30 protein-coding genes, 1 tRNA gene and 1 pseudogene are annotated in these 26,962 nt (G+C 60.9%); 18 read left to right on the forward strand and 14 right to left on the reverse strand.

Features of this window, described 5'->3' with window-relative positions; translation table 11 throughout:
- Nucleotides 1–160 precede the first annotated feature (160 nt).
- From AC4PTT_RS04160 to AC4PTT_RS04170, 3 genes are all read left to right on the forward strand, one after another.
- On the forward strand, nt 161–808 hold the full coding sequence (locus AC4PTT_RS04160; protein ID WP_492162158.1) for a hypothetical protein: 648 nt from the start codon (nt 161–163) through the stop codon (nt 806–808).
- 69 nt (nt 809–877) lie between these two features.
- Nucleotides 878–1,420 carry a hypoxanthine phosphoribosyltransferase gene (hpt, locus tag AC4PTT_RS04165; RefSeq protein ID WP_206546201.1) on the forward strand — a complete coding sequence of 181 codons (543 nt, stop codon included), beginning with the start codon at nt 878–880 and terminating at the stop codon, nt 1,418–1,420.
- A gap of 72 nt (nt 1,421–1,492) precedes the next feature.
- Nucleotides 1,493–1,858, forward strand: coding sequence for a response regulator (locus tag AC4PTT_RS04170; RefSeq protein WP_113153143.1), 366 nt, complete (start codon nt 1,493–1,495; stop codon nt 1,856–1,858).
- A gap of 62 nt (nt 1,859–1,920) precedes the next feature.
- On the opposite strand, the gene AC4PTT_RS04175 is transcribed toward AC4PTT_RS04170, so the two are convergent.
- The 5 genes from AC4PTT_RS04175 to argH form a co-directional block, all read right to left on the reverse strand.
- The gene (locus AC4PTT_RS04175; RefSeq protein WP_492162159.1) at nt 1,921–2,274 is read right to left on the reverse strand and encodes a cupin domain-containing protein; all 354 of its coding nucleotides are present in this window, start codon (nt 2,272–2,274) and stop codon (nt 1,921–1,923) included.
- A gap of 91 nt (nt 2,275–2,365) precedes the next feature.
- Entirely contained in the window at nt 2,366–4,951 is a 2,586-nt protein-coding gene (locus AC4PTT_RS04180; protein ID WP_492162160.1) for a TIGR02302 family protein, read from the reverse strand.
- A gap of 124 nt (nt 4,952–5,075) precedes the next feature.
- Complete coding sequence (gene lysA, locus AC4PTT_RS04185; RefSeq protein WP_492162161.1) at nt 5,076–6,347, reverse strand: diaminopimelate decarboxylase; 1,272 nt, start codon at nt 6,345–6,347, stop codon at nt 5,076–5,078.
- Nucleotides 6,348–6,424: 77 nt separating this feature from the next.
- Nucleotides 6,425–6,628, reverse strand: coding sequence for an LPS translocon maturation chaperone LptM (gene lptM / locus AC4PTT_RS04190; protein ID WP_113153139.1), 204 nt, complete (start codon nt 6,626–6,628; stop codon nt 6,425–6,427).
- Between the two features lie 36 nt (nt 6,629–6,664).
- A complete protein-coding gene (gene argH / locus AC4PTT_RS04195; RefSeq protein WP_206553847.1) occupies nt 6,665–8,086 on the reverse strand; it encodes an argininosuccinate lyase in 1,422 nt (473 codons plus the stop codon).
- Between the two features lie 32 nt (nt 8,087–8,118).
- Here argH and tlpA point away from each other — a divergent pair, with 32 nt between their 5' ends.
- The gene (tlpA, locus tag AC4PTT_RS04200) at nt 8,119–8,799 is read left to right on the forward strand and encodes a thiol:disulfide interchange protein TlpA (RefSeq protein WP_206546206.1); all 681 of its coding nucleotides are present in this window, start codon (nt 8,119–8,121) and stop codon (nt 8,797–8,799) included.
- 54 nt (nt 8,800–8,853) lie between these two features.
- Here tlpA and AC4PTT_RS04205 read toward each other — a convergent pair whose 3' ends face one another.
- Nucleotides 8,854–9,210, reverse strand: coding sequence for a 6-pyruvoyl trahydropterin synthase family protein (locus AC4PTT_RS04205; RefSeq protein ID WP_113153137.1), 357 nt, complete (start codon nt 9,208–9,210; stop codon nt 8,854–8,856).
- Between the two features lie 274 nt (nt 9,211–9,484).
- Between AC4PTT_RS04205 and AC4PTT_RS04210 the strand changes: the two genes are divergently transcribed.
- Both AC4PTT_RS04210 and AC4PTT_RS04215 read left to right on the forward strand, forming a co-directional pair.
- On the forward strand, nt 9,485–10,012 hold the full coding sequence (locus AC4PTT_RS04210; protein WP_206546207.1) for a putative pterin-binding protein: 528 nt from the start codon (nt 9,485–9,487) through the stop codon (nt 10,010–10,012).
- A gap of 44 nt (nt 10,013–10,056) precedes the next feature.
- On the forward strand, nt 10,057–12,450 hold the full coding sequence (locus AC4PTT_RS04215) for a putative bifunctional diguanylate cyclase/phosphodiesterase (RefSeq protein ID WP_492162162.1): 2,394 nt from the start codon (nt 10,057–10,059) through the stop codon (nt 12,448–12,450).
- Between the two features lie 12 nt (nt 12,451–12,462).
- Here AC4PTT_RS04215 and AC4PTT_RS04220 read toward each other — a convergent pair whose 3' ends face one another.
- Entirely contained in the window at nt 12,463–14,100 is a 1,638-nt protein-coding gene (locus tag AC4PTT_RS04220) for an AMP-binding protein (RefSeq protein ID WP_492162163.1), read from the reverse strand.
- A 163-nt stretch (nt 14,101–14,263) separates the two neighbouring features.
- Nucleotides 14,264–14,947 (reverse strand): helix-turn-helix domain-containing protein, encoded by a 684-nt coding sequence (locus AC4PTT_RS04225; RefSeq protein ID WP_492162164.1) that lies wholly within the window; start codon nt 14,945–14,947, stop codon nt 14,264–14,266.
- Nucleotides 14,948–15,057: 110 nt separating this feature from the next.
- On the opposite strand from AC4PTT_RS04225, the gene AC4PTT_RS04230 reads away from it, so the two are divergent.
- Nucleotides 15,058–15,516 carry a hypothetical protein gene (locus AC4PTT_RS04230; protein ID WP_492162165.1) on the forward strand — a complete coding sequence of 153 codons (459 nt, stop codon included), beginning with the start codon at nt 15,058–15,060 and terminating at the stop codon, nt 15,514–15,516.
- 178 nt (nt 15,517–15,694) lie between these two features.
- Nucleotides 15,695–16,006 carry an addiction module antidote protein gene (locus AC4PTT_RS04235; protein WP_492162166.1) on the forward strand — a complete coding sequence of 104 codons (312 nt, stop codon included), beginning with the start codon at nt 15,695–15,697 and terminating at the stop codon, nt 16,004–16,006.
- Between the two features lie 198 nt (nt 16,007–16,204).
- Here the strand turns inward: AC4PTT_RS04235 and AC4PTT_RS04240 are convergent.
- Nucleotides 16,205–16,330 (reverse strand): annotated as a pseudogene (locus AC4PTT_RS04240) (hypothetical protein); the annotation flags it as partial.
- Nucleotides 16,331–16,475: 145 nt separating this feature from the next.
- Nucleotides 16,476–16,560: transfer RNA gene (locus AC4PTT_RS04245), tRNA-Leu, on the reverse strand.
- A gap of 157 nt (nt 16,561–16,717) precedes the next feature.
- Here AC4PTT_RS04245 and AC4PTT_RS04250 point away from each other — a divergent pair.
- Both AC4PTT_RS04250 and AC4PTT_RS04255 read left to right on the forward strand, forming a co-directional pair.
- The gene (locus tag AC4PTT_RS04250; protein ID WP_206546210.1) at nt 16,718–17,299 is read left to right on the forward strand and encodes a YqaA family protein; all 582 of its coding nucleotides are present in this window, start codon (nt 16,718–16,720) and stop codon (nt 17,297–17,299) included.
- 9 nt (nt 17,300–17,308) lie between these two features.
- Nucleotides 17,309–17,815, forward strand: a complete 507-nt coding sequence (locus AC4PTT_RS04255; protein WP_113153133.1) for a disulfide bond formation protein B — start codon at nt 17,309–17,311, stop codon at nt 17,813–17,815.
- A 20-nt stretch (nt 17,816–17,835) separates the two neighbouring features.
- Here the strand turns inward: AC4PTT_RS04255 and AC4PTT_RS04260 are convergent, their stop codons facing one another.
- Together AC4PTT_RS04260 and AC4PTT_RS04265 are read right to left on the reverse strand one after the other, a co-directional pair.
- Complete coding sequence (locus AC4PTT_RS04260; RefSeq protein WP_113153132.1) at nt 17,836–18,393, reverse strand: HNH endonuclease; 558 nt, start codon at nt 18,391–18,393, stop codon at nt 17,836–17,838.
- Nucleotides 18,394–18,525: 132 nt separating this feature from the next.
- Nucleotides 18,526–19,170 (reverse strand): DNA-3-methyladenine glycosylase family protein, encoded by a 645-nt coding sequence (locus tag AC4PTT_RS04265; RefSeq protein WP_206548323.1) that lies wholly within the window; start codon nt 19,168–19,170, stop codon nt 18,526–18,528.
- Between the two features lie 88 nt (nt 19,171–19,258).
- Here AC4PTT_RS04265 and gluQRS point away from each other — a divergent pair, with 88 nt between their 5' ends.
- Entirely contained in the window at nt 19,259–20,143 is an 885-nt protein-coding gene (gene gluQRS, locus AC4PTT_RS04270; protein ID WP_492162167.1) for a tRNA glutamyl-Q(34) synthetase GluQRS, read from the forward strand.
- Nucleotides 20,144–20,248: 105 nt separating this feature from the next.
- Here the strand turns inward: gluQRS and AC4PTT_RS04275 are convergent, their stop codons facing one another.
- Nucleotides 20,249–20,653 carry a hypothetical protein gene (locus tag AC4PTT_RS04275; RefSeq protein ID WP_222474109.1) on the reverse strand — a complete coding sequence of 135 codons (405 nt, stop codon included), beginning with the start codon at nt 20,651–20,653 and terminating at the stop codon, nt 20,249–20,251.
- Between the two features lie 78 nt (nt 20,654–20,731).
- On the opposite strand from AC4PTT_RS04275, the gene AC4PTT_RS04280 reads away from it, so the two are divergent.
- Nucleotides 20,732–21,637, forward strand: a complete 906-nt coding sequence (locus tag AC4PTT_RS04280; RefSeq protein WP_206546214.1) for a DMT family transporter — start codon at nt 20,732–20,734, stop codon at nt 21,635–21,637.
- Here the strand turns inward: AC4PTT_RS04280 and AC4PTT_RS04285 are convergent.
- The gene (locus AC4PTT_RS04285; RefSeq protein ID WP_162742204.1) at nt 21,601–22,455 is read right to left on the reverse strand and encodes a YihY/virulence factor BrkB family protein; all 855 of its coding nucleotides are present in this window, start codon (nt 22,453–22,455) and stop codon (nt 21,601–21,603) included. The genes AC4PTT_RS04280 and AC4PTT_RS04285 overlap by 37 nt on opposite strands.
- A gap of 101 nt (nt 22,456–22,556) precedes the next feature.
- Here AC4PTT_RS04285 and AC4PTT_RS04290 point away from each other — a divergent pair, with 101 nt between their 5' ends.
- The 6 genes from AC4PTT_RS04290 (at nt 22,557) to AC4PTT_RS04315 (ending at nt 26,918) form a co-directional block, all read left to right on the forward strand.
- Nucleotides 22,557–23,390 carry an SDR family oxidoreductase gene (locus AC4PTT_RS04290; RefSeq protein WP_492162168.1) on the forward strand — a complete coding sequence of 278 codons (834 nt, stop codon included), beginning with the start codon at nt 22,557–22,559 and terminating at the stop codon, nt 23,388–23,390.
- Between the two features lie 19 nt (nt 23,391–23,409).
- Nucleotides 23,410–23,610 (forward strand): twin transmembrane helix small protein, encoded by a 201-nt coding sequence (locus AC4PTT_RS04295; RefSeq protein WP_113153126.1) that lies wholly within the window; start codon nt 23,410–23,412, stop codon nt 23,608–23,610.
- A gap of 8 nt (nt 23,611–23,618) precedes the next feature.
- Nucleotides 23,619–24,200: a cob(I)yrinic acid a,c-diamide adenosyltransferase gene (locus AC4PTT_RS04300; protein ID WP_297562162.1), complete on the forward strand. Its 582-nt coding sequence runs from the start codon at nt 23,619–23,621 to the stop codon at nt 24,198–24,200.
- 41 nt (nt 24,201–24,241) lie between these two features.
- Nucleotides 24,242–25,009: a rhomboid family intramembrane serine protease gene (locus tag AC4PTT_RS04305; RefSeq protein WP_492162169.1), complete on the forward strand. Its 768-nt coding sequence runs from the start codon at nt 24,242–24,244 to the stop codon at nt 25,007–25,009.
- Between the two features lie 213 nt (nt 25,010–25,222).
- Nucleotides 25,223–25,972 carry an electron transfer flavoprotein subunit beta/FixA family protein gene (locus AC4PTT_RS04310; protein ID WP_113156027.1) on the forward strand — a complete coding sequence of 250 codons (750 nt, stop codon included), beginning with the start codon at nt 25,223–25,225 and terminating at the stop codon, nt 25,970–25,972.
- Between the two features lie 16 nt (nt 25,973–25,988).
- The gene (locus AC4PTT_RS04315) at nt 25,989–26,918 is read left to right on the forward strand and encodes an electron transfer flavoprotein subunit alpha/FixB family protein (RefSeq protein WP_297564752.1); all 930 of its coding nucleotides are present in this window, start codon (nt 25,989–25,991) and stop codon (nt 26,916–26,918) included.
- The last annotated feature ends 44 nt before the right edge of the window (nt 26,919–26,962 follow it).

The following is a 26,962-nucleotide window of genomic DNA, read 5'->3' on the forward strand; positions in this document are numbered from 1 at the left end:
CGTTCGTTGGGTGGCGGGTGTTGCCGGGACGCATTCTGTCAGACCATCAATGCGCATGGTTAATAGCAAGTTAACTCCTGCTTGATATGCGGGAGGTCGAAGCATTAACCATTTCCATTTAGCCCGGAAAGGCGGATCACGAAAGGATAGTCTGCCGGCTATGAGGCACTCCGACAGCGCACGCCCTCTTTCGGGCGAAATCATGATGCCCGACCGGGCGCGCGGATCGCAGCGTCAAAGCGTTGCCGGGCGCGATGCCGGGCGCGATGTGGTCGATGTGGGCTTCGAAACGCTTGCGCCCGGCGAGAACACCGAAGCGCGCAAGCCGCGCGCGGCGCTGCCGTCGGGTGAAACCGTCTCCGGCCTCGATATGCTGAAACCGGGTGCAGCACACCGGCGCGTGAAGCGCGGGCCGGCAGGCCCGCTGTTCTGGGCGGTGGGCGCGCTGCTCATCGCCGGCGCGTTCTGGGTGTCGGGCGGGCACAGCCTGGTGCAGGCGATGGATTTCGGTCAGCGGGAGACGCCGTCGCAGGCCCTGCGTCTGGTGGAGGTGACATCCCGCGTCGAGCGGCAGGGATCGCAGGCGCTTCTCATCGTTGATGGCGCAGCCTTTAACGGCGGCAGCAAGATTGTCGCCATTCCATCAATCTCCATCAACGTTACCTCCGAAAACGGCTCGACAACGCGTTATTTTTTGGGGACAAACGAACAACACCTCGGACCGGGCGCGCGCTTTCCCTTCTCCAGTCGGCTGGTCGCGCCTAGTGAAGGTGTAAAGTCCGTTTCTGTGACGTTTCGTTCGTCGTAGATCATCTGCTGAATACCCGGTTCCGGACCAGATCGTTTCGGGACCGCCCTTACAGGAGTTCGCCGCCCCATGCCTGTTGTACGCGGCAAGGAAATCGAGGTTTTGTTCTCGGCCTCGACCATCGCAAGGCGCAATCTGGAACTCGCCAAGGACATCGCTTCGCGCGAGTATGACGACCTTCTGGTGATTTCCGTTCTCAAGGGATCGTTTATTTTCGCAGCCGATCTGATCCGCGCGATGCACGATGTGGGCATCTCGCCGGAAGTGGAGTTCATCATGATCTCCAGCTACGGGGCGGGCACGGAAAGCGGCAAGATCAAGGTGTTGCGCGACATCGACAACGATGTGAAAGGGCGCGACATCCTTCTGGTCGATGACATTCTGGAATCCGGCAAGACACTGAAGCACACGAGCGAACTGATGATGTCGCGCGGCGCAAAATCGGTGTCCGTTGCGGTGCTGCTCGACAAGCATTCGCGGCGGCAGACGGAAATCAACGCCGATTTTGTCGGTTTTGAATGCCCCGACTATTTTGTCGTGGGCTATGGAATGGACGTGGCGCACGCGTTTCGCGAGCTGCCTTTCGTCGGCATCGTCAAGGGCGATGCCTGAACGGAGTGATTTTTAGAAAAGTGGGGGCTGGCGTATTTACCGAAGGGTAATCGGATCGGGTGAAAACAGGTCATGGCTAAGCTTCTTATTGTCGAAGACGACGACTCCGTACGTAATTTTACCGCCCGCGCGCTGAGCGCTGCCGGTCACACCGTGGAAACCGCGGGTGACGGGCTGGAAGGGCTTGAGCGAATCAATGAAACGGCCGGCGATTACGATCTGGTCCTGTCGGACATTCGTATGCCGGCCATGGACGGCATCGAGATGGCGCGGGCCGTGGCAAACGCCTTTCCGGGCCTGCGTCTTCTCCTGATGACCGGCTATGCGGATCAGCGCGAACGTGCCGTGGAGCTTGAAGGCACCGTCAAGGGCGTCGTGAACAAGCCCTTCACGCTGAGCGAACTGCGCCAGCGGGTTGGCGAGGTTCTCGCCGCCTGACCGGCGCTTCTGCAATGGTTCAGATTGCCCGCCATGCCTCCGGATGGGGCGGGGGCGGGCGATCAGATGACCGTGCGTTTCGCAGCCGTGGCTGCGTCGCCGGTGTTCGGTGTGCCCGTTGGCTCGATCAAGAGGAGATGCGCTTCCTTGTGGGCCACCGGGCAATGCTCGACATCTTTCGGCACGACGAACATTTCACCCGGTTTCAGCGTGACGGTGCGGTCGCGCAGTTGAATGTCGATTTCGCCCTTTAGCACGAGAAAGAAGTCGTCGGTGTCGGGGTGAGAATGCCATTTGAATTCGCCCTCGACCTTTACGACCATCACGTCATGGCCGTTGAAGGTGGCCACGGTTCGCGGTGACCATTTCTCGTCAAAGGCAGACAGTTTTTCCGCCAGATTTATCGCATCACTCATCGCACCCCTCCGCTTCATGAAATGAAAATACGCAAAATGCCGAAACGTGACGGGGCCGGGTTGTTCTGTGGGCGAAGGCCCCGGCAGTCGGTTACTGCATGTTGAGTAGCCGTTCGAGATATTCCTTTTCGAGGGCAGGGCTCAGCGCATCGCCGAGGCGCTTGCGGATGGCGTCCAGAATGCGGCGTGCGCGCTGAGTGTCGATCTCGTCGGGAACGTCGACCGAATCGCCGAAATCCGGCCCCGTGGTCGCCTGCGGACGCCCAAGCGGATCGCGGCCATTATTGCCCTGCCGATAGCCCTGTTCGCCGCCGCCCTGCTCACCCTGCATGGCCTGCTGCATCTGGTTCATCATGTCCTGCGCGCCGCGCCGCAGCGCTTCGAGCGCACGGCCCTGTTCGCCAACGGCCTGCTCGCCTTCGCCCTCGCCAAGCGCGCCTTCGGCTTCGCCCATGGCCTCGCCGGCTTCGCCGAAACCTTCGCCGGGCTTGATGCCCAGCCCCTCAAGGCCCTCCATCAGGCTTTCCAGATCCTGCCGCAGCATGCCCTGACCCTGTTGCAGGCCGCGCATGGCGTCGGCGAATTCTTCAGGCGTCATGCCCTGACCCTGTCCGGGCTGCTGGCCCTGACCGGGCTGGTTCTGCCCTTCATGCCCCTGTTGACCGCGCTCGCCCTGCTGGCCTTCCTGACCGGGCTGCCCGCGCTGCCCGCGTTCCATCTGGTCCATGCGGAAGGTCTCGTTCATCAGCTCCTGCTGCTTGCGCATCAGATTGCCGAGCTCGTCCATCTGCTGGCGCATTTCTGATTGCTGGCCACCCTGCTGCCCCTGCTGGGAGCGGCCGGCCTGCAGATTGTTCATCATGTTCTCAAGCTGGGAGAGCAGTTCCTGCGCCTGATCGCGCGCGCCGGATTTGGCCAGTTCCTCGATCTGGTCGAGCATGCGCTCCAGATCGCTCTGGTTCAGCATCTGGCTGTTCTCCGGCATCTGCTGGGCCAGATCGGGGTTCTGCTGCGCGCGCTCGGCGAGTTCGCGCATGAACTCCTGCATGGCGCTGCGCAATTCGTCCATCAGCTGGGCGATTTCCTCGTCGCTCGCGCCGTCTTCAAGCGCCTGCCTCAGGGCTTCCTGGGCCTGCCGCAGACGCTTCTCGGCAGCGGTGAGGTCGCCATCCTCGATGATGAGTGCGATCTCCCAGAGATAATCGACCACGCTGCGCAACTGGTCGTCCGACTGCGCCGTTGCAAGCCGCGAGCGGGCCGCCGAAACACCGAGGAAATGGGCGAGATCGCTCAGCGTTCTTTCCGGCCATGTCATGACCGCGTCCATCAGGTCGAGAACGCGCTGCTTGCCATTGGCGTCCAGCGCCAGAATGCGTCGCTGCTCCACCAGCGCCTTGGCCAGCGGATTGGTGAAGATGCGCTCCGGCAGGGTAACGACTTTCGCTTCGCTCAGCGCTTCCTGCCCTGCATCGTCGACCGCGCGCAGCGTAATCACCACCGAACTGCCGGCCCACGGGTGCTCGGTGAGGTCGCGTGAGGTCTTCGCGGCGATGCTCTTGCCATCGCGGCGCGGCAGGGTGAGCGCCAGGTCGGGCGCTTCATAGAGTGGCCGTGCATCGATCGCCTGCCAGGCCTGCCTGAACAGCGCCTGGGCTTCGGCAGCCCCGTAATCATCCTCGATTTCGTAGACGAGTTCCAGCGCGCCATTGACGGCGCGTCTGGGGTCTTCGGCAAAGCGGATTGCCGGGGGATTGTCCGGCGTCACCGAAAAGAGCCAGCTTTCGATCTCCTGACCGTCGCGCTTCAGGATGAGCTTGCCATCGCCGGCAAGCGTGCTGGCGAAACGGCGGGCGGTGGCGGCAGAGGAGAGCGTTTCGCTCTGCGACGCGCCTTCCGGCTCGATCAGGGTTTCCGCGTCATCGACGCCAAGGAAGGAAAGCGTCTCCGTGCCCGATCCGCCAGTGACCCGCAGCGCGAGCATGCTGCCCTGCGGCACGGTGAAGTGGTCGGTTTCGCGATTGGCCTCTGCAGTCAGATAGAGCGGTGCGCGGCGGGTGTAGTTGGGCGGCGTCACCCAGGCGTCGATGCGCGGGGGAACCACTTCCGCCCCGCCATTGGCCCGAAAACCGTCCAGAATGCTGCCGCCATAGGGGCCGGTGGAGAAGGCTGCCGCAATGACCAGAAGCAATGCAGCGGCTGCGCGCAGGCCCCAGGGATCTTTTTCCGGCACGCCGGTTTCCGGCAGGTCGCCGCGCAGATTGTTCAGCCTTCCGGCCATGCGCTTCTGGTGTTCGCGCCATAAGGCGTCGGCAAATTCGTTCTGGCTACCGGCGAGCCGGTCCGATTGCGTTGCGACGGGCTCATGCTCAAGCTGATTGACCCGCTCGATGCGCCGGTCGATTTCAGCCGGTTGCGGGCGGCGGAAGCCGCGCAGACGCCAGAGTGCGGCGAGGCTTGCGAGGCCGAGCAGGCCGAGAACGGCGGTCCGCACCATGTCGGGCATGAGCCTGAAGAGGCCAAGCCAGGAAATGCTCAGGAAAAGGCTGACAAGGACAATGAGCGGCAGGACAAGCGGCCAGAGACGTTCCACCACCATGACGGAACGGATGGCAAACCGGGTGCGCGCGAGGCGCGCGAACCGGCTCCTGTGCGTTTGCCCTGTCGGTGTTTCAGCCATAGGCGCTCTCTGCACATTGCCGCAGCGCGCGTGAATCGCACGCCCTGTCATCATGAAGGATAGCAGTAAACGCGGCGAAGGCGAGGCGGCGCGCGAAATTGTGATCCGCGCGCTGCAGGTGGTTTTACTCGGCGAGCCAGTCCGGCATCGAATCGAGCGCGATCAGCTCTTCAAGGCTCAGCCGGGGCCGAATCACGTGGAAACGGTCGCCATTCACCAGAACTTCCGGTACAAGCGGGCGCGAATTGTAGGTGCAGGCCTGCACCGCGCCATAGGCGCCGGCAGAGCCGACGGCGATCAGGTCACCGGCCTTGAGCGCAGGCAGCTCGCGGTCGAGCGCCAGATAGTCGCCCGTCTCGCAGACCGGACCGACAACATCGGCGACGAGCGTGCCGGCATTCTCGTCCGGTTCGGCGACCGGGCGAATGGCGTGGAACGCCTCGTAAAGCGTGGGGCGGATGAGGTCGTTCATCGCTGCGTCCACGATGACGAAGTTCTTCGCTTCGCCTTCCTTCACATAAACCACTTCCGACACGAGGATGCCGGCATTGGCGGCGATCAGGCGACCGGGTTCGAGCATGACCTTCAGACCGAGCTTCTTCATGTGCTTGCGCACGACTTCGGCATAGGCGTCGGGCAGGGGCGGCTGATCGCCATCCTCCGCGTAGGGAACGCCAAGCCCGCCGCCGAGATCCACATGCTCGATGGCGTGGCCGTCGGCGCGCAGGGTTTCGGTCAGCTCCGTCAGCAATGCGAAAGCATCGTCAAAGGGCTGCAGTTCGGTGATCTGGCTGCCGATATGCATGTCGATGCCGGACACTTTCAGGCCCGGAAGCCCGGCGGCGCGCGCATAGGCGGCGCGGGCGTCCTTCCAGCTGATGCCGAACTTGTTCTCCGCCTTGCCGGTGGAGATTTTCTTGTGCGTTTTCGCGTCGACATCGGGATTGATGCGCAGCGACACATTGGCCGTCAGCCCCAGCGCGGTGGCGCGGGCGGAGAGCTGTTCAAGCTCGGGCATCGATTCGACGTTGAAGCAGAGAATGCCGGCCTGGAGCGCGAAGTCCATTTCGCGTGCGGTCTTGCCGACACCGGAAAACAGGATCTTGTTCGCAGGCACGCCGGCGGCCAGCGCACGGCGCAGCTCGCCTTCCGAGACCACATCCATGCCGGCGCCGAGGCGGGCAAGCGTGGTCAGAACGGCCTGGTTGGAGTTTGCCTTCATGGCGTAGCAGACGAGCGCGTCCAGCCCCTCGAAAGCTTCCGAGAAGACACGGTAATGGCGCGTCAGCGTTGCCGTGGAATAGCAGTAGAACGGGGTGCCGACGGCTTCCGCAATGGCGGGCACCGGCACGTCTTCGGCGTGCAGCACGCCGTCACGATATTCGAAATGATTCACGGCAGCAGGCTTTCGGCTGAGCGTTTGGTTGTCTGGCTCGCGCCGTCATGCGGCGCAAGCCTTTTCGGTCCGATGCTCTAGAGCAGACCGTCGAGGATGAACGGACGATCTTCGACCGGTTTTTCCGGCGCCGGCGGGACGGGCTGGTCGTTGCGTTCAGCTTCCTTGCGCGCATCCACTGCCGCCTCATAGGGCGAATCAAGTGGCGCCTTGCGCCCGCAGGCGGCAAGGCCGAGCGCGAGGCCGAGCATGACAAGGGTGAGCGTGCGGCGGGCCGTCATGAGCGTTCCATTCCTCGAAAGTGCGTGGGCTGCGTTTTAGCGCTTTTTGGCGGGCGTTGCATCCCGTTTCAGGCGTTTCTTCCATGCGCTGATCTGGCGGGTCACTTCGGAGGGCGCGGTGCCGCCATAGGAGGTGCGGCTTTTCACGGAATTGCTGACCGACAGCACCGAGAAAACGCCATCGTGAATGGCCGGGTTGATCGCCTGGAGGTCTTCCAGCGCAAGCTTTTCAAGCCCGCACTTCTTTTCCTCGGCAAGCGCCACGGCGCGGCCCGTCACGTGATGCGCCTCGCGGAACGGCAGGCCCGCTTCACGCACCAGCCAGTCGGCCAGGTCGGTTGCGGTGGAGAAACCGGCTCCGGCGGCCTCCTTCATGGCGGTCGTGTTGACCTCCATGTCGCCGACCATGCCGGTCATCGCGGCAAGCATCAGGTCGAGCGTCTCGGCAGCGTCGAAGACGGCTTCCTTGTCTTCCTGCATGTCCTTTGAATAGGCGAGCGGCAGGCCTTTCATCACCGTCAGCAGCGCGATCAGGTCGCCATTGATGCGGCCGGTCTTGGCGCGGATCAGTTCAGCGGCGTCCGGGTTCTTCTTCTGCGGCATGATCGAGGAGCCGGTGGAGAAGGAATCGGACAGGCGCACAAAGCCGAACTGCGGCGTCGACCAGATGACGATTTCCTCGGCCAGACGCGAAAGGTGAATGGCGCAGATGGCCGAAAGCGACAGGAACTCCAGCGCGAAATCGCGGTCCGACACGGTGTCGATGGAGTTGCGGGTGGGCTCACGGAAACCGAGCGCCTCTGCCGTCATGTGACGGTCGACGGGGAAACCCGTGCCGGCAAGGGCGGCCACGCCGATCGGGCTTTCGTCCAGCCGCTCGATGGCGTCGCGGACGCGCGAACGGTCGCGGCCGAACATTTCGACATAGGCCATCAGATGGTGGCCGAACGTGACCGGCTGCGCCGACTGCAGATGCGTGAAGCCCGGCATGACGCTCGCAGCGTGTTCCTCGGCGCGGGTGAGAAAGGCTTCGATGAGGCCGCCAAGCGCGGCATCGACGCGCTGCAGCTCTTCCTTGACCCAGAGGCGGAAATCGAGCGCCACCTGATCATTGCGCGAACGCGCCGTGTGCAGGCGTCCTGCGGCCGGTCCGATCAGCTCGGCCAGACGCGCCTCGACATTCATGTGAATGTCTTCGAGCCTGGTGGAAAAGGTGAAGGAGCCAGCCTCGATCTCTGACAGGATCGTGTTCAGGCCCTCAACGATTTTTTTCTCGTCGTCAGCCGAAATTATGCCAGTCTTTGCCAGCATGGCGGCGTGGGCCAGGCTGCCGCGAATGTCCTGGGCGTAAAGCTTCTTGTCGAAACCGATGGATGCGTTGATCGCTTCCATGACGGCATCGGGTCCTGAGGCAAAACGTCCGCCCCACATGCGGTTGCTGGCTTGGTCTTCGCTCATCATGATAACCGGGCGCTAGTGTGGAAAGAAGAATGTCGAAGCAGAAACAAAAATTCCCGGCACTTCGCTTGGTCGTCCTGGCTGTTGCCGCGGGCGCTATAGCGGGTGCGATTGCGGTATACGTGAAGGGTGGGCTGGATGGCAACAAGCCGGCGACCCAGATTGCCGTCGATGCAGACAATGCGGTCTGTGAGGCGAAGCAGGAGCAGGCGCGCGCCATTGGCGCTGCGGCAACCGGTCACGTGGCGGCCATGCTGGCTGCCGATCCGCCGCGCTCACTGAAAACACTGGCCTTTGCCGGTCCCGACGGCGAGGCGATGTCGGTCGGAGATTTTTCGGGCCGTGCGATCCTGATCAATCTCTGGGCCACCTGGTGCACTCCCTGCCGTGAGGAAATGCCGGCGCTTGATGCGCTGCAATCTGCCAAAGGCGGCGACGATTTCGAGGTTGTTGCGGTCAATGTGGATCGCGGCGACGATGAAAAGCCGACCGCGTTCCTGGAAGAAACGGGCATTGAGGCCCTGGGCTATTACCGCGACAGTTCGATGAAGATTTTCAACGATCTGAAAAGTCAGGGGCTGGCGCTTGGCCTGCCGGTGACGCTGCTTCTCGATGGGGAAGGCTGCCTCATGGCGCATATGAACGGACCCGCCGAATGGGCGAGCCCGGATGCCGGGCGTCTGATCGACGCGGTGGTTGCGAACCAGAAATGATCCTGTCGGGGAGCTTCATGCTCCCCGAAATCGCTCCGGCAGCGGAAAGCCTTTTCAGGCAGCCGCGCGCGGGCTGTAGACGCAGCCTTCGGCCTGCCCGTCAGGGCCGCGCTTGACCTCAACACGATCAACCGTGAGCGTTGTCTCCGAAAGCTTGTCGAAAATCCATTTGGCAAGATTTTCGAGCGAAGGGACCGACAGGCCGTCGATCTCGTTCAGATAGGTGTGGTCGAGGGTCTTGTGGACGACGGCTATCTGTTGTTCGACTTCATAGAGATTAGCCGCCCAGCCATAAACCGGGTCAGGTTCGCCGACGAGATGGACGGAGACCTTGAAGGAATGCCCGTGCAGACCGGAATAAGGCTCCAGCTTGTGCGCGGCCTCGAATGTAAATTCCTTGTACGTTTCCACTTCCTAATCCCCTGACTTTAAATGGATTTTCGGACTCGCGATCGTTTCTTCCGGAGGAAGCTTTACCTTTCCTCAAGGCTGAGCGACGCCTGCCGTAGGTCGATCGGACGATCTGTTGTATAATCCTTTTAGCTTAAAGGTTTGGCACCCGCTTTGATGCCTGTCAATCTACCGGGACGAGTGTGCCAAAAGAGGCCTGCCGTTAACCTGTTGTTTGGTTAGCCGGCATTATCCTTGGCTGCGTTTTAATTTACGCCAGCAAAGAGGCTCAAGAATGACCAATAAAAATAACCGCGGAGGCTGGTTTGCGGCACTGGCGGTGCTGCTTTTCTCGTTTGTGGCTCCGGCCGCTGCGCAGAATGCCGAACTGCCAAAGCCCGAGGGCAATGTCATCCTGACGATTGACGGCAATATCGGTGCGACCAATGGGGAAGGCGTCGCCGATTTCGATATCGCCATGCTCGAGAAGCTGAAATCCGCAAAGATCAAGACGAGCACACCCTGGTTCGACAATGAGGTCGAGTTCGAAGGGGCGCTGATGACCGAGCTGATGAAGCTCGTTCAGGCAGATGGCAAGGAAGTGGTTGTCACGGCGCTGAACGACTATCAGGCGCCGGTGCCGATTGCCGATTTTGCCGAACATGGCACGATCCTCGCCTACAAGCGCGACGGAGAGTACATGCCGGTCAGCGACAAGGGGCCGCTTTTCATCGTCTATCCTTACGATTCCTCACCTGAACTGAACACGCAGAAATACTACTCTCGTTCTGTTTGGCAGATTCGACGCTTTACCGTTCGCTAGGCGTCTGACAAGCTCTGTTCATGGCGGAACCGGAAACAATACATATGAAGCGTCGCACGGCCTCTCGTGTAGTGCAGGTGGTTCTTTCCATCGGCATGATCGCATTGGCCGTTGCGGCGCTTTATATTTCTGTTCTGGTGTTCCAGCGTCAGGAAGCACTGACGCAGATCTTCCGCTACAACATCGCCTATAGCGCCAGCCAGGGCATGAACGAGCTCCTGCGCTTCAGGCGGACCCTGACGGCGGCTCTCATCGATCCGCCGCAGGTTACCAAGCAGGATGTGGAGCTGCGCTACCAGATCCTGCTCAGCAGGCTGAGCCTGTTCGAGCAGGGCGAATTCATGAACTTCGTCACTGCATTGCCGGAAAACCGGGAAACGGTCGACGAACTGGCAAGCGCGCTGGACGAAATCGGCGGATTTATCGGCGAAATCGACGATCCGGAAGTGGCCCAGCAGGCGCTCGACCTGACAGCGCCGCTTGAACGCAAGATGGTCGCGCTCGCTTCCAAGGCGAATGAATATGGAGCGACGGCGCAGGCGGAGGATCAGAGGCAGCTTCTCACGCTGCACTGGATATTCTCATCCCTTGCGCTTTCGCTCGTCGTGTCGGGCTTCATCTTCATCGCCATGCTGCGATGGCAGCACCGGCTGCAGATCAGTGTGCAGCAGCGGCTGAAAGCGACCAATGAGGATCTGTTGCGAACGAGCGCGGAGCTCAGCGAAAGCGCTGCCGCCGCACGTCGCGCCAATGAAGAGCTGATTACCCAGAACCTGCTCTTCAACACGGCGCTGAACAACATGTCCCACGGCCTTTGCATGTTCGATGCAGAGGGCAAGCTCATCGTCAGCAATCAGAAGATGGAGAACATCTACGGTCTGAGCCAGGAGCAGCTCCGGCTGGGCACGTCGCTCGACATGCTGATCCAGCACATGGTCGAGACCGGCGCCTGCGCGGAGTATGAGGCCGAACAGCTCTCTCAGATGCAATGCAAGCTGATCGAAGAGGATCGGTCCGATACGCTGATACAGGAACTGCGCGATGGGCGCACCATTCTGATTTCCCACCAGCCGATGCGCGGCGGCGGCTGGGTTGCGACTTATGAAGACATAACCGAGCGGCACAAGGCGCAGGCGCAGGTTGCCTATATGGCCCGCCATGACACGCTGACCGATCTTCCCAATCGCATTTTGATGCGTGAGCAGCTGGAGGACATTCTTGCCTCCAGCAGCGACCAGGGCCTCGCCACGGCGGTGATGTGCGTCGACCTCGACAATTTCAAAAGCATCAACGACACGCTCGGCCACCCGGTTGGCGACGCCCTTCTGCGCGCTGTTGCCGGGCGCATTCGCAACACGGTGCGCGAGACGGATGCGGTGGCGCGTCTTGGCGGCGACGAATTTGTGGTTGTTCAGGGCAATGTCGAAAAGCCGGAGCAGGCGAGCAGCCTGGCCAAGCGGCTGATCGAGGCGCTGGACGAACCCTATATCATCGAGGGGCATCAGGTGCTGACCGGCGCAAGCGTCGGCATCGCCATTGCCGAAGCCGACGAACAGGGCGGCGACCTTCTCATGCAGGCGGACGTAGCGCTCTATCAGGCCAAGGGCGATGGACGCGGTGTGTTCCGCTTCTATGAGGCAGGCATGAACAAGCGCCTGCAGCGCCGTCGCTCACTGGAGGCGGAGTTGCGCGCGGCCAATCTGGACGAGCAGTTCCATCTCGTCTTCCAGCCGATCATCGGGCTTGGAACCAACCGGGTCACCACTTTCGAGGCGCTGCTGCGCTGGACGCACCCGGTGCACGGACCGATCTCGCCGGACGAGTTTATCCGCATTGCCGAGGAAACGGGCGCGATCGTGCCCATCGGCGAATGGGTGCTGCGCCGTGTCTGCCTTGAGATGAAGTCGTTGCCGGACAATATCAGCATCGCAGCGAACCTCTCGCCGATGCAGTTCAAGCGGGATGACATCGTGGAGACGGTCGCGCGTGTTCTCTCCGAGACCGACACGCCAGCAAACCGCCTCGAACTCGAGATCACCGAAACGCTGCTTCTGGAAGACAGCCGCAAGCTGCACACGGATCTGCGTCGCCTGCGCAAGCTGGGCACCCGCATCTCGCTCGACGATTTCGGCACCGGCTATTCATCGCTCAGCTATCTGCAGAAATTCGCCTTCGACAAGGTGAAGATCGATCGCCTTTTCATCAAGGAAATCACCAAGAGCGCGGATCAGGCGGCGATTGTTCAGACCATCGTGAACCTGGCCTTCACGCTGGGCATGACCACGGTGGTGGAAGGTGTCGAGATGGAAGAGCAGTTGCGCATCATTCGCGCCATGGGTTGCGATGAAGCGCAGGGCAATCTGTTCAGCAAGCCGATCCCTGCCTCCGACATTCCCGACTTCCTGGCTGCGCACAAGCTTCGCCGCTATGCGGCCTGATCCCGAAAGCCTTTAATCTTCTGCACGTTCGTTTCGCGCGCGCTCGCGGAAAATGCGCCGTATGACCTTGCCGGTCGTCGTGAGGGGCATGGATTCCACGAAAGCGATTTCGCGCGGATATTCGTGGGCTGAAAGGCGTTCACGCACCCATAATCGAATGTCCTCGGCAAGCGCATCGCTGGGGTCGGCTCCCTCGCGCAGGACGATATAGGCCTTCACGATTTCGGTGCGCACGGGATCGGGCTTGCCCACGGCGGCGGCGAGCGCCACGTCGGGATGGCCCGTCAGGCAATCCTCGATCTCCGTTGGCCCGATGCGATAGCCGGCCGAGGTGATGACGTCATCGTCGCGTCCGACGAAATGGATGTACCCGTCTTCATCGCAAACGCCCTGATCGCCGGTCGTCATCCAGTCGCCGACGAATTTTTCGGCGGTCGCGGCTTCGTTCTCCCAGTAACCCAGAAACATCACCGGGTCGGGCCTCAGAATGGCGATGTCGCCAGCCTCATGGGCGGGCAGGCGGCGACCCTCCCTGTCGATGACGGCAACCCGGTGTCCGGGAACCGGCAGGCCGATCGCGCCGGGCCGCCCCACATTGAGCGCATGGCAGGATGAAAGGACGAGGTTGCATTCGGTCTGTCCGTAGAACTCGTTGATCTCCAGACCAAGCGCATTGCGCGCCCACTCGAATGTTTCGCGCCCGAGCGCTTCGCCGCCGGAGCCGATGGTGCGCAGGGAAAGGTCGAAACGCTTCCGGATATCGGGAACGGCTTTCAGCATGCGCAGCGCCGTGGGCGGGATGAAGGCGTTGCGCACCTTCATCTTCTCCATCAGGCCAAGCGCCGTTTCGGGGTCGAATTTCTCAAACCGGCCCGCGACGACGGGTGTGCCGAGATAAAGGCCGGGCAGGAGCACGTTGAGCAGTCCGCCCGCCCACGCCCAGTCGGCCGGGGTCCACAGGAGATCGCCGTCCTGCGGCAGGAATTCATGGTGGAATTGAACGCCCGGCAGATGGCCCAGCAAGACCCGGTGCCCGTGCAGCGCGCCCTTGGGCGGTCCGGTGGTGCCGGATGTGAAAATCATCATGGCCGGATCGTCCGGCCCCGTGGCGGCTGCTTCGAAGGGGCCGGCATTCTCGGCGATGATGCGGTGAAAATCCTGCGTGTCGCCGCTTGCCCCGTCCACACAGACCGAAAGCCTCAGTGCGGGGAGCCTGTCCCGGATGCGCGCAATCTTGGAGAGCCCGGTATCATTGGTGATCACCGCTGCAGCGCCCGACGTGAACAGCCGGTATTCGAGCGCTTCGGCCCCGAAGAGGAGGGCGAGCGGCACTGCGATTGCGCCGAGCTTGTAGATTGCAGCATGCGCAATCGCGGTCTCGAAGGATTGCGGCAGGAGCAGCGCAACCCGGTCGCCCCGCCTGATGCCGGCTCGGGCAAGGCCTGCGGCCAGCGCATCGGAGTGCGCGGCAAACATGCCGTAGGTCAGCGTGGCCGGTGTCTCTCCGGGCCTGTATTCGAAAAGGGCGATGCGTTCGGGCGCGCGTTTCGCCCAGTCATTGGAGATGGCTGTACCGATATTGAACGTCTGCGGGATGTTCCAGCGGAACCCGTCATAAAGCTCTTCGTAGCTTTCGCGCCGTTCAAGCATCGTCGTGACATGTCCTCCCCTGTCCGTCGCCTTGATGCTCTCGGGAGCCAGCGTCCCTTGGGGAAATGGTGCCCTTGGCCGGACTCGCAATGTTTCCATAGCGCATTGAAATCACGAAGGAAATCTCAATGCGCTGTGTCTCCGTTACCGTGGTTTGGAAATTTCATCCATAGCCTTGATAGCATGGATAACTGAATCTCCGACGTGAAGCTTTCCTTGATGAACCGAACATTCGACTTCGATTGCCGTGGATTTTGCTTCGCCGACGCTCTCGACGGCATCCGACGGAATGGAGAACATAAGGACTTCTACAGGGGGAAACCTTAGCCACTGCGACGACGGTATGCTTCGCATGGGATTTGGAAACCAGAAGTTTTCCCTTGCCAGACACAATGTTGATGAAGGGGGCTTCGAGCTTGATCTGCCTGCCGCCAAGGATTGCAATGAGGTCAACATCGGTCTGATCCTCATCCGGGAGAGCCACATTGCCGCCAGACAGTGCAATAAAGCCGGCGACGATGTTTGCAGCCCCGTTCGCATTGATGCTCCTCCTGCGGCGCTCGCTCTCCGAGATCTCAGGATTGATGCCGAGGGAGAGCCATTCGACGCTGACCGACAGGATCGCCGCGAGGTTCGTCAGCGTGTCGGGGCGAGGCTTGGTCTCACCGGTCATCCATCTCCGAACGCTCTCATGGCTGACCTTCGCACCGTAATTTCGTCCAAGGCGCTCGACGATCCAACCCAGGCGACCGTGGTTTGGTGCCGGAACCATCGGGCTATCATCACAAGCCTGTTTCAATCGCTTGGCGAACTCGGGAGCGCGGATCTTCTTTACGTAAGCTGTCACATCATTTTCTTTTTATAGCGTTATTCGTATTGGTTGATATTATAAATCGATCTCTTTAATTGGTGTGTTAAAGATTAATTTTTGAGAATTTGAAATTCAAGGAGTTTGTGTTGAAGAGCGTGTTTGTTGTTATTGCTTTGATTTTTCTATCAGCATGCCAGACAGGTCCCGGTGTTTATAGTGATAAACATACGGGTAGAAAAATTATAAAATCATCATCTAAAATGCTTGATTCGAGCTTGCTTGTAACCGCATTCGGGGAGGCGGCGTACCTAGATCAAGATGGATATGTCGTGGCTGTTTCTTATATGGCGCCCGCCTGGGCGCATTTTCGAGAGGCTTGGTCATTTGGTAAAAAATACGATTATAAACGGGTAAGGGCCAACGTTATAGGTTGTGATGTTGGTGGATGTATGATTCAGGAAGACGGGTATATTAAAATCCAAGAAAGAGATTTTTATAGATTCTCAAAGAAAGGTTTTGAATTTAAGCTTGTAGGATCTTCTAGGTCTTTTGAATCTAAGATTCCTGCAAGGCTTTTTATTGAGGTTTTACAGATAAAAAAATGATTTTATCAATTATATTTTTTTTGATTGTGGTGGTATTGTGGATTTATATTTAATTAATTTCTAATTAATATTAGAATTACAAGGTGAATTCTATATTCTCATTCAATTGTGCGGCGGCGAGCAGTGGGTGCGTGGCGGGATCACTGCCGTACTTGATCATATATTGAAGGAATGAAAGATGCCTAAGATTGAGACGGCTCCATGGGATGGTTCTAAGTATCTGGACACGCCTGAAGCGGTTGAGGAGTACCTTATTGCCGCGTTTGAGACGGGTGATCCCGAGTTAATCGTAGCGAGCTTGGGAGATATTGCTCGTCTCCGAAGCATCAGCGAATTGGCAGAGCGATGCGGAATGCCGTCTGCGGCACTCAGCCGGGTGCTCAGCGGAAAGGCCGAGCCCGAGTTCGCGACGATTATGAAGCTTCTTGGCGCACTCAACTTCACCATTGTTCCCAAGTTCGGTAAGGCCGAGGAGGAAGGGGAGCGGTAATTCTGTTCTGCCTCGGCCCGGCGGCGTCTCGGGAGCTGGCAATTTTTGTCCGGGCAGCTTCCGTGCACTCGTTGGCTCCCAGATGCGAGACGTACTAGCCAGCCTAGCTGACACCAGTCCGCATGCAGACTGAGAAAGCCTCCAGAGCTGTGATTGCCAGAGTTTCGAGCCGTTCGGGCGGACGAGAAGGTAGAGGCCGTGAGCGTCGGTCAACTTGTACTGACGGTCTTTTGGCTTGGCGTTTTTGATTCTTACTGCGGTCAACATTCGCTCTCTCCGACCCGCGATCCAAACCACGGTAACGGGAGGCATAGCCGCCATCATTCCAAGAAACCGTTACCGTGGTTGTTACCGTGGTTTGCTCTGTTATGTGGGGTTGCGGGCTGTTACAGGGAGATACAGGCCAGAGCGAAAAAACCTTATATTTCAAGGATTTTGTTACGGGGAGTTACAGGGGGTAAAAGGTTGTTGGTGCCCCTGGCCGGACTCGAACCAGCACTCCTTGCGGAACTCGATTTTGAGTCGAGCGCGTCTACCAATTCCGCCACAGGGGCCCGCCGCGAACGGCCGGACAGGCAGCGGACTATACGGGGAAGCGGGGCTCCGTCAACACTTTGCGAGACAAAACGCCCCGCGTTTCGCGTCTTTTGTCGCCAGCGTTGCACATGGCCGCCGCAGCGGCTAGACAAAGCGCCTCATCGAGGGCCATCCATGCTTCGCAAACTCTACGACTGGACCATGTCGCTGGCAGCCACACGGCATGCCGAAAAAGCGCTGGCCTCCGTGTCTTTCATCGAAAGCTCCGTGTTTCCCATCCCGCCGGATGTGCTGCTGATTCCGATGGTGTTATCGGAGCGCGCCAAATGGCTGCGCTACGCGCTCATCTGCACCGTCAGCTCCGTTCTCGGCGCGCTTCTGGGCTATTTCATCGGCGCGTTTCTCTACGAAGCGGTCGGGCAGCCGATTCTCGCCTTCTATGGCAAGGAAGACGCCTTCGATCAGGTCGCCGGCTGGTACAACACCTGGGGCGGCTGGGGCGTGCTGTTCGCGGCGGTAACGCCGTTCCCCTACAAGGTGCTCACCATCTTTTCGGGCGCGACGGGGCTCAACCTCGTCACCTTCGTGGTGGTGTCGATCATCGGCCGCGGCCTGCGCTTCTTTCTGGTGTCGTGGCTGCTCTACAAGTTCGGCCCGCCGATCCGCGTCTTCATCGAAAAGAACCTTGGCCTTCTTTTCACCCTTTTCATGGTTTTGCTGGTCGGTGGTTTTGTCGCCATCCGCTACGTTTTCTAGAGGCCTTCCATGTCCCTTACCGCTCCCACCGGCGCTACCCAGAAATTGAGCGCTGCGTTGCTGGCCGTCGGCATGGCGGCGACCGTCGGCATTGCCCTCGGCTTCGAGCATATTGGCGGCTACATTCCCTGCATGCTGTGCCTCGAACAGCGCACGCCCTATTACATCGGCGCGCCGTTGATGCTTCTGGCGCTGCTGGCGTCATGGTTGAAAGCGCCCGCCATTGTCACGCGCGGCCTGCTTCTGGCCGGTGGCGCGCTCATGCTCTACGGCATGGGGCTCGGTGCGTATCATTCGGGCGTGGAATGGGGCTGGTGGGAAGGCCCTGCCGATTGCGGAGCCGGTGCCGCAAACCAGGATTTCGGCGGCAATCTGCTCGATCAGCTGAATGCCGTGATCCCGCCGTCTTGTAGCGAGGCGGCCGGTCGTTTCCTCGGCCTGTCATTTGCTGGCTGGAACGTTCTGGCAAGCGCGCTCTGGGCGGTCATCGCCCTTCGCGCCGCCTTCAAGCGGTAGGAAAGCCGCTAGCGAACAGGCTAGGGCTGCAGTTCAACATCCCAGTAAAGGTAATCCATCCAGCTTTCGTGCAGATAGTTGGGTGGGAAGAGCCGCCCGTTGTTGTGCAGATCCTGCACGGTGGGGCGGTAGGGTTTTTGCTGCGGCCACATCTTTGCCCGTGAAGGCATGACGCCGCCCTTCTTCAGATTGCAGGGCGAACAGGCCGCGACCACGTTTTCCCAGGATGTGACACCGCCAAGGCGGCGGGGAACGACATGATCGAAGGTGAGGTCTTCATGGGTGCCGCAATACTGGCACCGGAAGCGGTCGCGCAGGAACACGTTGAAACGTGTGAAGGCTGGATAGCGCGACGGCTTTACGTAGGTTTTGAGGCAGATCACGCTCGGCAGCTTCATCGCGAAGGATGGCGAGGAAACCTGCTGGTCGTACTCGGCAACGATGTTCACCCGGTCGAGGAAGACTGCCTTGATGGCATCCTGCCACGACCACAGTGACAAAGGATAATAACTGAGCGGTCTGTAGTCCGCATTCAGCACCAGAGCAGGCATGCTGTCTGGCGAGGCCGCGATCGTCACGTCTTTGAAGCTCCTTCAACTGACCAAGTCGATCGATGCAAATACTGTAAGCCCGCCGTGACAGGATTGTGAAGCGCATATTTTGCTTTATGACATTTCAAACAGCTGGTTTTTCGCTGTTTTTTGCGTCGATCAGGGCAAAGGAGCGGCTTCGTGCCCTTTTCTCTCCCGATAATAGGCCCAGAACAGGCGTGCGGCGACGGCGCGAAGCGGCGTCCATGATTCGGCCAGCAAGGCCAGATCGCGGGGATTGGGGCGCTCGGACAGGGCCAGGGCATCGGCAACGGCAGCCTGAAGCGCGACATCGCCGGCCGGAAAAACATCCGGGTGTCCGGCGGCGACAAGCAGATAGACCTGCGCGGTCCATGGGCCGATGCCGGGCAGCGCGGTGAGCCGGGCGATGGCCTGATCGGCGTCAAGCGCACACAGCGCCTCAAGGTCGAGCCCGTCATCCCGGATCGCGCAGGAGAGCGCCAGAACGGTGCGCTGCTTGGCGCGTGAGAGGCCGGCAGCGATCAGCGGTTCTTCGCCGCCCGAAAGCACTGCGTCCGGTGTCAGCGGATTCACCAACCTGACAAGCCGCCCTTCAATGGCGTCGGCGCTGGCGCGGGAAACCTGCTGGGATACGATGATGGAAACGAGGCTCGCAAATCCGGGTGCGGTGCGCCGGAGCGGAACCTCGCCCGCCCGCGCGCGCACGGCTTCAAGGCGGGGATCGATCCCGACAAGCGCGTCCAGCGCCTCCAGAATGTGCGCATCCGTGTCTATGCGGTGCATGGCGGCGCTGTGTCCTCTTCTTGCCGAGCACGAAAGAAAGCCGTAGCAATCGACGAATGCCGACCGCAACCCGATTCACGATTTACCCATGACACGCCCGGTTTTCCGGTTCGCGCCGAGCCCGAACGGCCAGCTTCATCTTGGCCACGCCTATTCCGCGCTTTTGAACCATCAGATGGCGCGCGAGGCCGATGGCCGGTTTCTCCTGCGGATGGAAGACATCGACGTGACGCGCTGCACGCCCGAGCTGGAGCGTGGCGTGCTGCATGATCTGGCCTGGCTGGGGCTTAACTGGGAGCAGCCGGTGCGCCGTCAGTCGGAGCATTTCGACGATTATCGTGCGGCTCTGGAACAGCTTGTCGAGGCGGAGCTTGTCTATCCCGCCTTCATGAGCCGGGGCGAGGTGCGGGCGAGCATTGCCTGTTACGAGGCTGATGGCGCGTCATGGCCGCGTGATCCGGATGGTGCGCCGGTTTATCCGGGCGACGACAGGTACCTCACGCCGGAAGAGCGCGAAGCGCGCATTGCCGAGGGGGCGGCCTTTGCGTGGCGTCTCGACATGCGAGCGGCGATAGCGCATGTGGGCAAACCGCCTTTCTGGGACGAGACAGGGCAGGGACCGAAGGGCGAGACGGGAAGCGTTGCCGCCGATCCAGAAGCCTGGGGTGACGTGGTGATTGCGCGCAAGGAAATCCCCGCAAGCTATCACCTGTCAGTCGTCGTCGATGATGCGCTTCAGGGCGTCAGCCATGTGGTGCGTGGGCGTGACCTGTTTTACGCGACGGCAGTTCATCGCCTGCTTCAGGAGCTTCTGGGCCTGCCGGTCCCGCAGTACCACCATCACGATCTGATCCTCGATGATGATGGTCGCAAGCTTTCCAAGAGCCGGGGTGACACCAGCCTCGACGCCCTCAGGGCAAGCGGCGCAACGCCGGAGGACATCAGGCGCATGATCGGCTTTCCGGTATCCTGACCCTGGATCGCCATGGGTCTGCACCGACGCACAAAGGGTGCTCCAAGCTATTCCTGGAGCATCGGAACAACCCGAAAACCGGATTCCATTTTTCGGGCCGAGGTTCTAGCCGATCCTTTTGATGATGGCCTTGATGATGACGAGGAGGAGCAGCGCGCCAAACGCGCCGCCGAGGCCCGCCAACGCCGCGTCGAGCAGGCTCCCAAAGCGCGTGCCACGTTCGTTGAAAACATAAATGGTGCCGAAAAAGGCGAGCGTGATGATCGTGGCGTTGCCGAGTGTGCCGAATCCATCATCGCCCAGCGCGGCGCTGAGGCCGAGCGAGAGGATATAGGAGATCATTGTCACGGCAACGAGCGCGAACAACAGCCAGCTCGTGTCCAGTTTCATCAGCATTCGCGCATCCCCCCGGTGGCGCAACAGATCATCTTTCTTGATCGTATGATGGAAATGTTTCGCTTTCCTTGCGGGGTGCGTCGCTGATAAAGCCGCGCTCAGACCGCCAGCCAATGGATTGCCGTGCGTCCATGGGGACGAACAAAGGGCAATCCGGCCTTCCGATGCTCCAGACGCAGGGACAAGAGACCGATGCAAGACCTTACGCGGGCCATCCCGGCCCTCTTCGTCCTCCTCTGGGCGACGGGCTTCATCGGCGCGCGTTACGCCATGCCCTGGGCCGAGCCCTTCACCTTTCTGTGGGTGCGTTTTGCCATCACCTTCGGCGTCCTGCTTCTGATCATCCCTCTGGTGAAAGCGAAGGCGATTGGCCCGTTGAACGCCATGCACGCGGCAATCGCCGGCGTGCTGATGCATGGTGTTTATCTGGGAGGCGTGTTCTGGGCTGTCCGTCAGGGGCTTCCGGCGGGCTTTGCCGGCCTGATCGTCGGGCTCCAGCCCATGCTGACCGCCGTGATTGCCGGGCTTTTCCTGGGCGAGACGGTTACGCGCAAGCACTGGCTCGGCCTTGTGGTCGGGCTTGTCGGCGTCGCCACCGTGCTGTCGCCGAAATTCGGCTCGGCCACGGATGGCGTCACGGTTGCAACGCTTGGCGCGGCCATCGTCGCGGTGATCGCCATGAGCGTTGGCACGGTGTGGCAGAAGCGTTTCGTGGCGACGGCCGATCTGGTCACGGTGACGCTTTGGCAATATGTCGGCGGCTGGGCGGTGGCCTTCCTGATCGCCACGCTGCTCGAGACCGGGGATTTCGTGCTGAACGGCGAACTGGTGTTCGCCATGGTCTGGCTGGTCTTCGTCCTGTCGCTGGGCGCGATCTTCCTTCTGATGATCCTCATCCGCGAAGGGGAGGTGGCCCGCGTGGCTTCGCTCTTCTATCTCGTGCCGGGCGTGACCGCCCTGATGGCGTGGGTGCTGTTTGACGAAACGCTGAGCCCGATCCAGCTTGTCGGCATGGCCATCACCACATTCGGGGTGGCGCTGGCGACGCGGCGCGGCCCGCGTCAGTCGGCTCCGGCCACGATGCGCGCCTCGCGATAACGCTTGATCGAGGCGTTCAGCTCACCGCCGAGAATGAACATCGCCGAGATGATGTAGAGAAACACCACCGCGATCATGATCGAGGCGAGGCCGGCATAGGTGCTGGCATAGCTGCTGAAACGCCCGAGATAGGCCGCGAAGACGCTCGAGCCGACGAAGGAGCCGAGCAGGGTGAAGGCAATGCCCGGCAACACATCCAGAAGGCTGCGACGCCCCGCCGGCAGCCACAGATGCACGGTGATCAGCGCCAGGATGAGAACCGTCAGCGCGATGACGTAGCGCCAGAATGTGATGGTGCCCACATAAGGCGCGATCCACTCGAAATTGCTTTCGGCGATGTTCAGCGCCACGGGCGCGATGACGAGAAGCAGGCTGATCGCCAGAAAGCCGATGGTCGCCACCAGCACGAAGATCAGGCTCTGCGCGCGCAGCCGAAAGATCGAACGCTGTTCGCTGACCCGGTAGGCGCGGTTGAGCGAGAGGCGCAGCGCCTCCACGCCATTGGACGCGAAAACGCCCGCAAGCACGACACCGAAGGTCAGGACGTCGCTGCGGCGCACGCCAAGCACATTGTGCACTTCCTGCGCGATCGGCTCTGCAACCTCTTTGGGCCATGTGTCGAAGATAAGGTCCACCGCCTGCTGCGAAAAGGCGTCGGCTCCCAGAAAGCTGGCGAGAGCCGTTGCGAAGATCAGGAACGGAAACAGCGCCATCAGCGCAGAGATCGCCACGTGACTGGCCATTGCCCAGCCGTCATCGGTGTTGAAGTGGCCGAGCGCATCGCCGAGGATGCGTCTTGTGGCGTTCAGTCCGCGCACGGCTGTTCCTTTCAGTTCGATTCCAAGACTGCTTTTTATTGTTTCGCACCGGTCAATATGTGAAACCGAGGCACTTATAAACAAGTGCAGACGGGAATTTCATGGGCCAGGGCCGGACAATTCTGATCACCGGAGCATCATCGGGCATCGGGGCCTGGTGCGCCAGTGCCCTGCAAAAAGATGGCTGGCGGGTCTTCGCAACGGTGCGCCGCCCGGAGGATCGCGCGTCGCTGGAAGCGCAGGGGATCGAGCCGCTTTATCTGGATTACGCCGAGCCCGAATCAATTGCCGCCCTTGTGGAAGAGGTGCTGCAACGCACCGGCGGCACGCTCGATGCGCTTTTCAACAATGGCGCTTATGCGCAGGCCGGCGCGGTCGAGGACCTGCCGGTGGAGGCGCTGCGTCATCAGTTCGAGGTGAATGTCTTCGGCTGGCACGATCTCACCCGGCGCATCGTGCCCGTCATGCGCCGGCAGGGGCATGGCCGCATCGTGCACTGCTCGTCGATCCTCGGTCTCGTGCCGATCAGGTTTCGCGGGGCCTACGCCGCGTCCAAACATGCGCTGGAAGGGCTGATGCTCTGCCAGCGGGCGGAACTGGAAGGATCGGGCATTCATGTTTCGCTGATCGAGCCGGGGCCGATTGCCTCGAAGATGGCCAGCAATGGCCTGCCCTGGTTCGAGCGTTTCATCGACCATGAAAACTCCGTTCACCGCGAGGCCTATGAGGCGCAGCTGGCGCGGTTGCGGCAGGGCGGCGTGAAATCACGCTTCAAGCTTGAGCCGGATGCCGTCTATGTTCAGCTCGCCCACGCGCTTCTTTCCCCACGCCCGAAGCCGCACTATGTGGTAACCACACCGGCGCGCATCGGTGTCGCATTGAAACGTCTCCTGCCTGCGCGCATGCTCTACAGCTTCCTGTCGAATCAGGGTTGAATCCGAGAAGAAAACCGCCATGGAAACACTCTTCAATATCCTCTCCATCCTCGTGATGATGGCGGTCGTGATCGTCCTCATTCGCGGCCTCATGAACATGATGCGCGGCGGGTCCGCCAACACGTCCAACAAACTGATGCAGGCGCGCGTCATCCTTCAGGCAATCGCCATCGTCTTCGTCGTTCTCGCGCTCTATTACGCGCGCTCGAAGGGCGGCTGAGGCGCTTCATGGTCAAGCTGAACAAGATCTACACCCGCACGGGCGATGACGGGACGACGGGGCTCGGCTCGCGCGAGCGCCGCCTGAAGAGCGATTTGCGGGTCGCCTCCTACGGCACGGTGGACGAGGCCAATGCCTGCATCGGCATGGCCCGCATTCATCTGGCCGAGACCGCGCCGGCTATCGACGCGATGCTCATGCGCATCCAGAACGATCTTTTCGACCTGGGGGCAGATCTTGCCACGCCAGACACGGGCGAGGTGCTGGAATATGAGCCCCTGCGCATCGTCCAGAGCCAGGTGGACCGGCTGGAGGCGGATATAGATGCGCTGAACGCCGAGCTTGCGCCGCTGCGCTCCTTCGTTCTGCCCGGTGGCAAACCGGCGGCGGCGGCGCTGCACCTTGCCCGCACGGTCTCGCGCCGGGCCGAGCGCCTCATGGTGGAACTCAGAACCATTGAGGGCGAAATCGTCAGTGACGAGGCCATGCGCTACATCAACCGCGTGTCGGATTTCCTCTTCGTCGCCTCCCGGGCCGTCAATGACAATGGCGCGCTCGACGTGCTATGGGTGCCTGGGCAAAATCGCTGACGAAAGTCGGGCCGGGATCGGGGCCCGCGAAGAGGGCTCCGATGTTCATACCGCTGCACGACGCAAACAGCCTGCGGCATATCAATCGCCAATATGTCACGCTGACCATCATTGCGGTCAACGTGATCGCCTATCTGATAACGACGGTCGGCGGCACTGATTTCGCTTTCGCCGCCGCGATTGGCCTGGGTTACATTCCCTCCGTCTCCTACGATCTCGCCGTGCTTCCGCCCGAGCTTGATCTCGTGCCGGAACCGCTGACCTACATCACTTACACTTTCCTGCATGGCGACCTGATGCATCTGGGCGGCAACATGCTGTTTTTGTGGGTGTTCGGCGACAATGTGGAAGATGCGCTCGGCCATTTCCGCTTTCTGGTCTTCTATCTGCTCTGCGGCGTGGCCGGCGCCTATATGCATGGCTTCATTGCGCCGGCTTCCAATGCGCCGCTGATCGGCGCTTCTGGCTCTATTGCCGGCATTGTCGCCGCCTATCTGATCCTGCATCCCCGGGTGAAAGTGTGGGTGCTGGCCTTTGCCCGCATTCCGCTTCGCATTCCGGCCTTCGTTCTTCTGGCGCTGTGGATCGGCTTTCAGTTCCTGATGCTGGTGATCGACACGGAAAACCAGATCTCCTGGGCGGCCCATGCCGGCGGCATTCTGGCTGGCGCCGTGCTGGTGTTTATCCTCAAGCGCCGGGATGTGCCGCTGTTCGACCGCAGCATCGAAAAACCGCGGGCGGTGGAGCTGGAGAAACCCGACATGGCGCGGCCGCTCGAAAGCAGCCAGCCCCGCTGGGGACGACAATAGGGCGTTTCGACATATTGACGTGAACGTTAGGCCTCTCTACGGTCCCGCCAACTCCGGCGGCGAGCCGCATGAAGGGGGGAGGAGGCGTGTTCTGAATTTCCCCGCACATGTCGGCATTCGGCTAACCGGCTAATCCGTCTGCTGTTATTCAGCATCAGAACCCTGCTGTTATTCAGCATCAGAACCGAAGTCCACCATGGAAGGTGAATGCGCATGAAAGTCCTTGTTCCGGTAAAGCGGGTCATCGACGCCAATGTGAAGCCCCGCGTGAAGGCGGATGGCTCGGGTGTCGAGCTGACGAACGTCAAGATGGCGATGAACCCGTTCTGTGAAATCGCGGTCGAAGAAGCGATCCGCATGAAGGAAGCCGGCAAGGTCGAAGAAATCGTCGCCGTTTCGATTGGCCCGGACAAGGCCCAGGAAACGCTGCGCACCGCGCTCGCCATGGGCGCTGACCGCGCAATCCTGGTGAAGACCGACGATGCGGTCGAGCCGCTCGACGTCGCCAAGATCCTCAAGGGCGTGGCCGATGAAGAGAAGCCGGAGATCGTGATCCTCGGCAAGCAGGCCATCGACGATGATTCCAACCAGACCGGCCAGATGCTTGCAGCGCTGCTCGGCTGGAGCCAGGGCACGTTCGCATCGGATGTGGAGCTTGCCGACGGCAAGGCCAAGGTCACCCGTGAGGTGGATGGTGGTCTGCAGGTGGTCGAGCTCAAGCTGCCGGCCATCGTGACCACGGATCTGCGCCTGAACGAGCCGCGCTACGCGTCTCTGCCCAACATCATGAAGGCCAAGAAGAAGCCGCTCGACGCCAAGACGCCGGGCGATTACGGGGTCGAGGTCAAGGCGCGTCTCAACGTGCTGAAGACCGAGGAACCGGCTGGCCGCAAGGCAGGCATCAAGGTGGGCTCCGTCGCCGAACTGGTCGACAAGCTCAAGAACGAAGCCGGCGTGCTTTAAGGGGAAGGGAAAAAAGATGGCTATTCTTCTGGTTGCCGAACACGACAACGAAACCCTTTCCGACCAGACGGCCAAGGCGCTGTCCGCCGCGAGCCAGATCGGCTCCGACGTTGATGTGCTGGTTGCCGGCAAGGGCGCAAAGGCTGCCGCCGATGCCGCAGCGAAGCTTGCCGGCGTGCGCAAGGTTCTGCTCGCCGAGAGCGACGCGCTTGCCGAGCGTCTCGCCGAGCCGCTGGCCGATCTGGTCGTCTCGCTGGCTGGCGATTACGACACCTTCGTCGCGCCCGCCACCACCACCGGCAAGAACGTCATGCCGCGCGTTGCAGCGCTGCTCGACGTGATGCAGGTGTCCGACATCGTCGAAGTGGTCGACGCCAAGACCTTCAAGCGCCCGATCTACGCCGGCAACGCGATCCAGACGGTCGAATCGACCGACGACAAGCGTGTCATCACCGTTCGCACGGCCACTTTCCAGGCTGCCGCCGAGGGTGGTTCGGCCACTGTCGAGACCATTGACGCGCCTGCCGCTTCCGATCTGTCGAGCTTCGTTGAGAACCGCATCGCCGAGAGCGACCGTCCCGAACTGACGTCGGCACGGGTCATCATCTCCGGTGGCCGCGCGCTCGGTTCGGAAGAGAAGTTCAACGAGGTCATCCTGCCGGTGGCCGACAAGCTGGGCGCTGCCGTTGGCGCTTCGCGCGCTGCCGTTGATGCGGGTTATGCCCCGAACGACTGGCAGGTGGGTCAGACCGGCAAGGTCGTTGCACCCGAACTCTACATTGCCTGCGGCATTTCCGGCGCGATTCAGCACCTGGCGGGCATGAAGGATTCCAAGGTGATCGTCGCGATCAACAAAGACGAGGAAGCCCCGATCTTCCAGGTCGCCGATTACGGCCTGGTTGCAGACCTTTTCGACGTGCTGCCGGAGCTCGAAAAGGCGCTTTAAGCCAATAATCAGAACACCGGAATCTCAGGCAACAGCCCCGCTTT

The organism is Nitratireductor sp. WH36-1, from assembly GCF_058725515.1.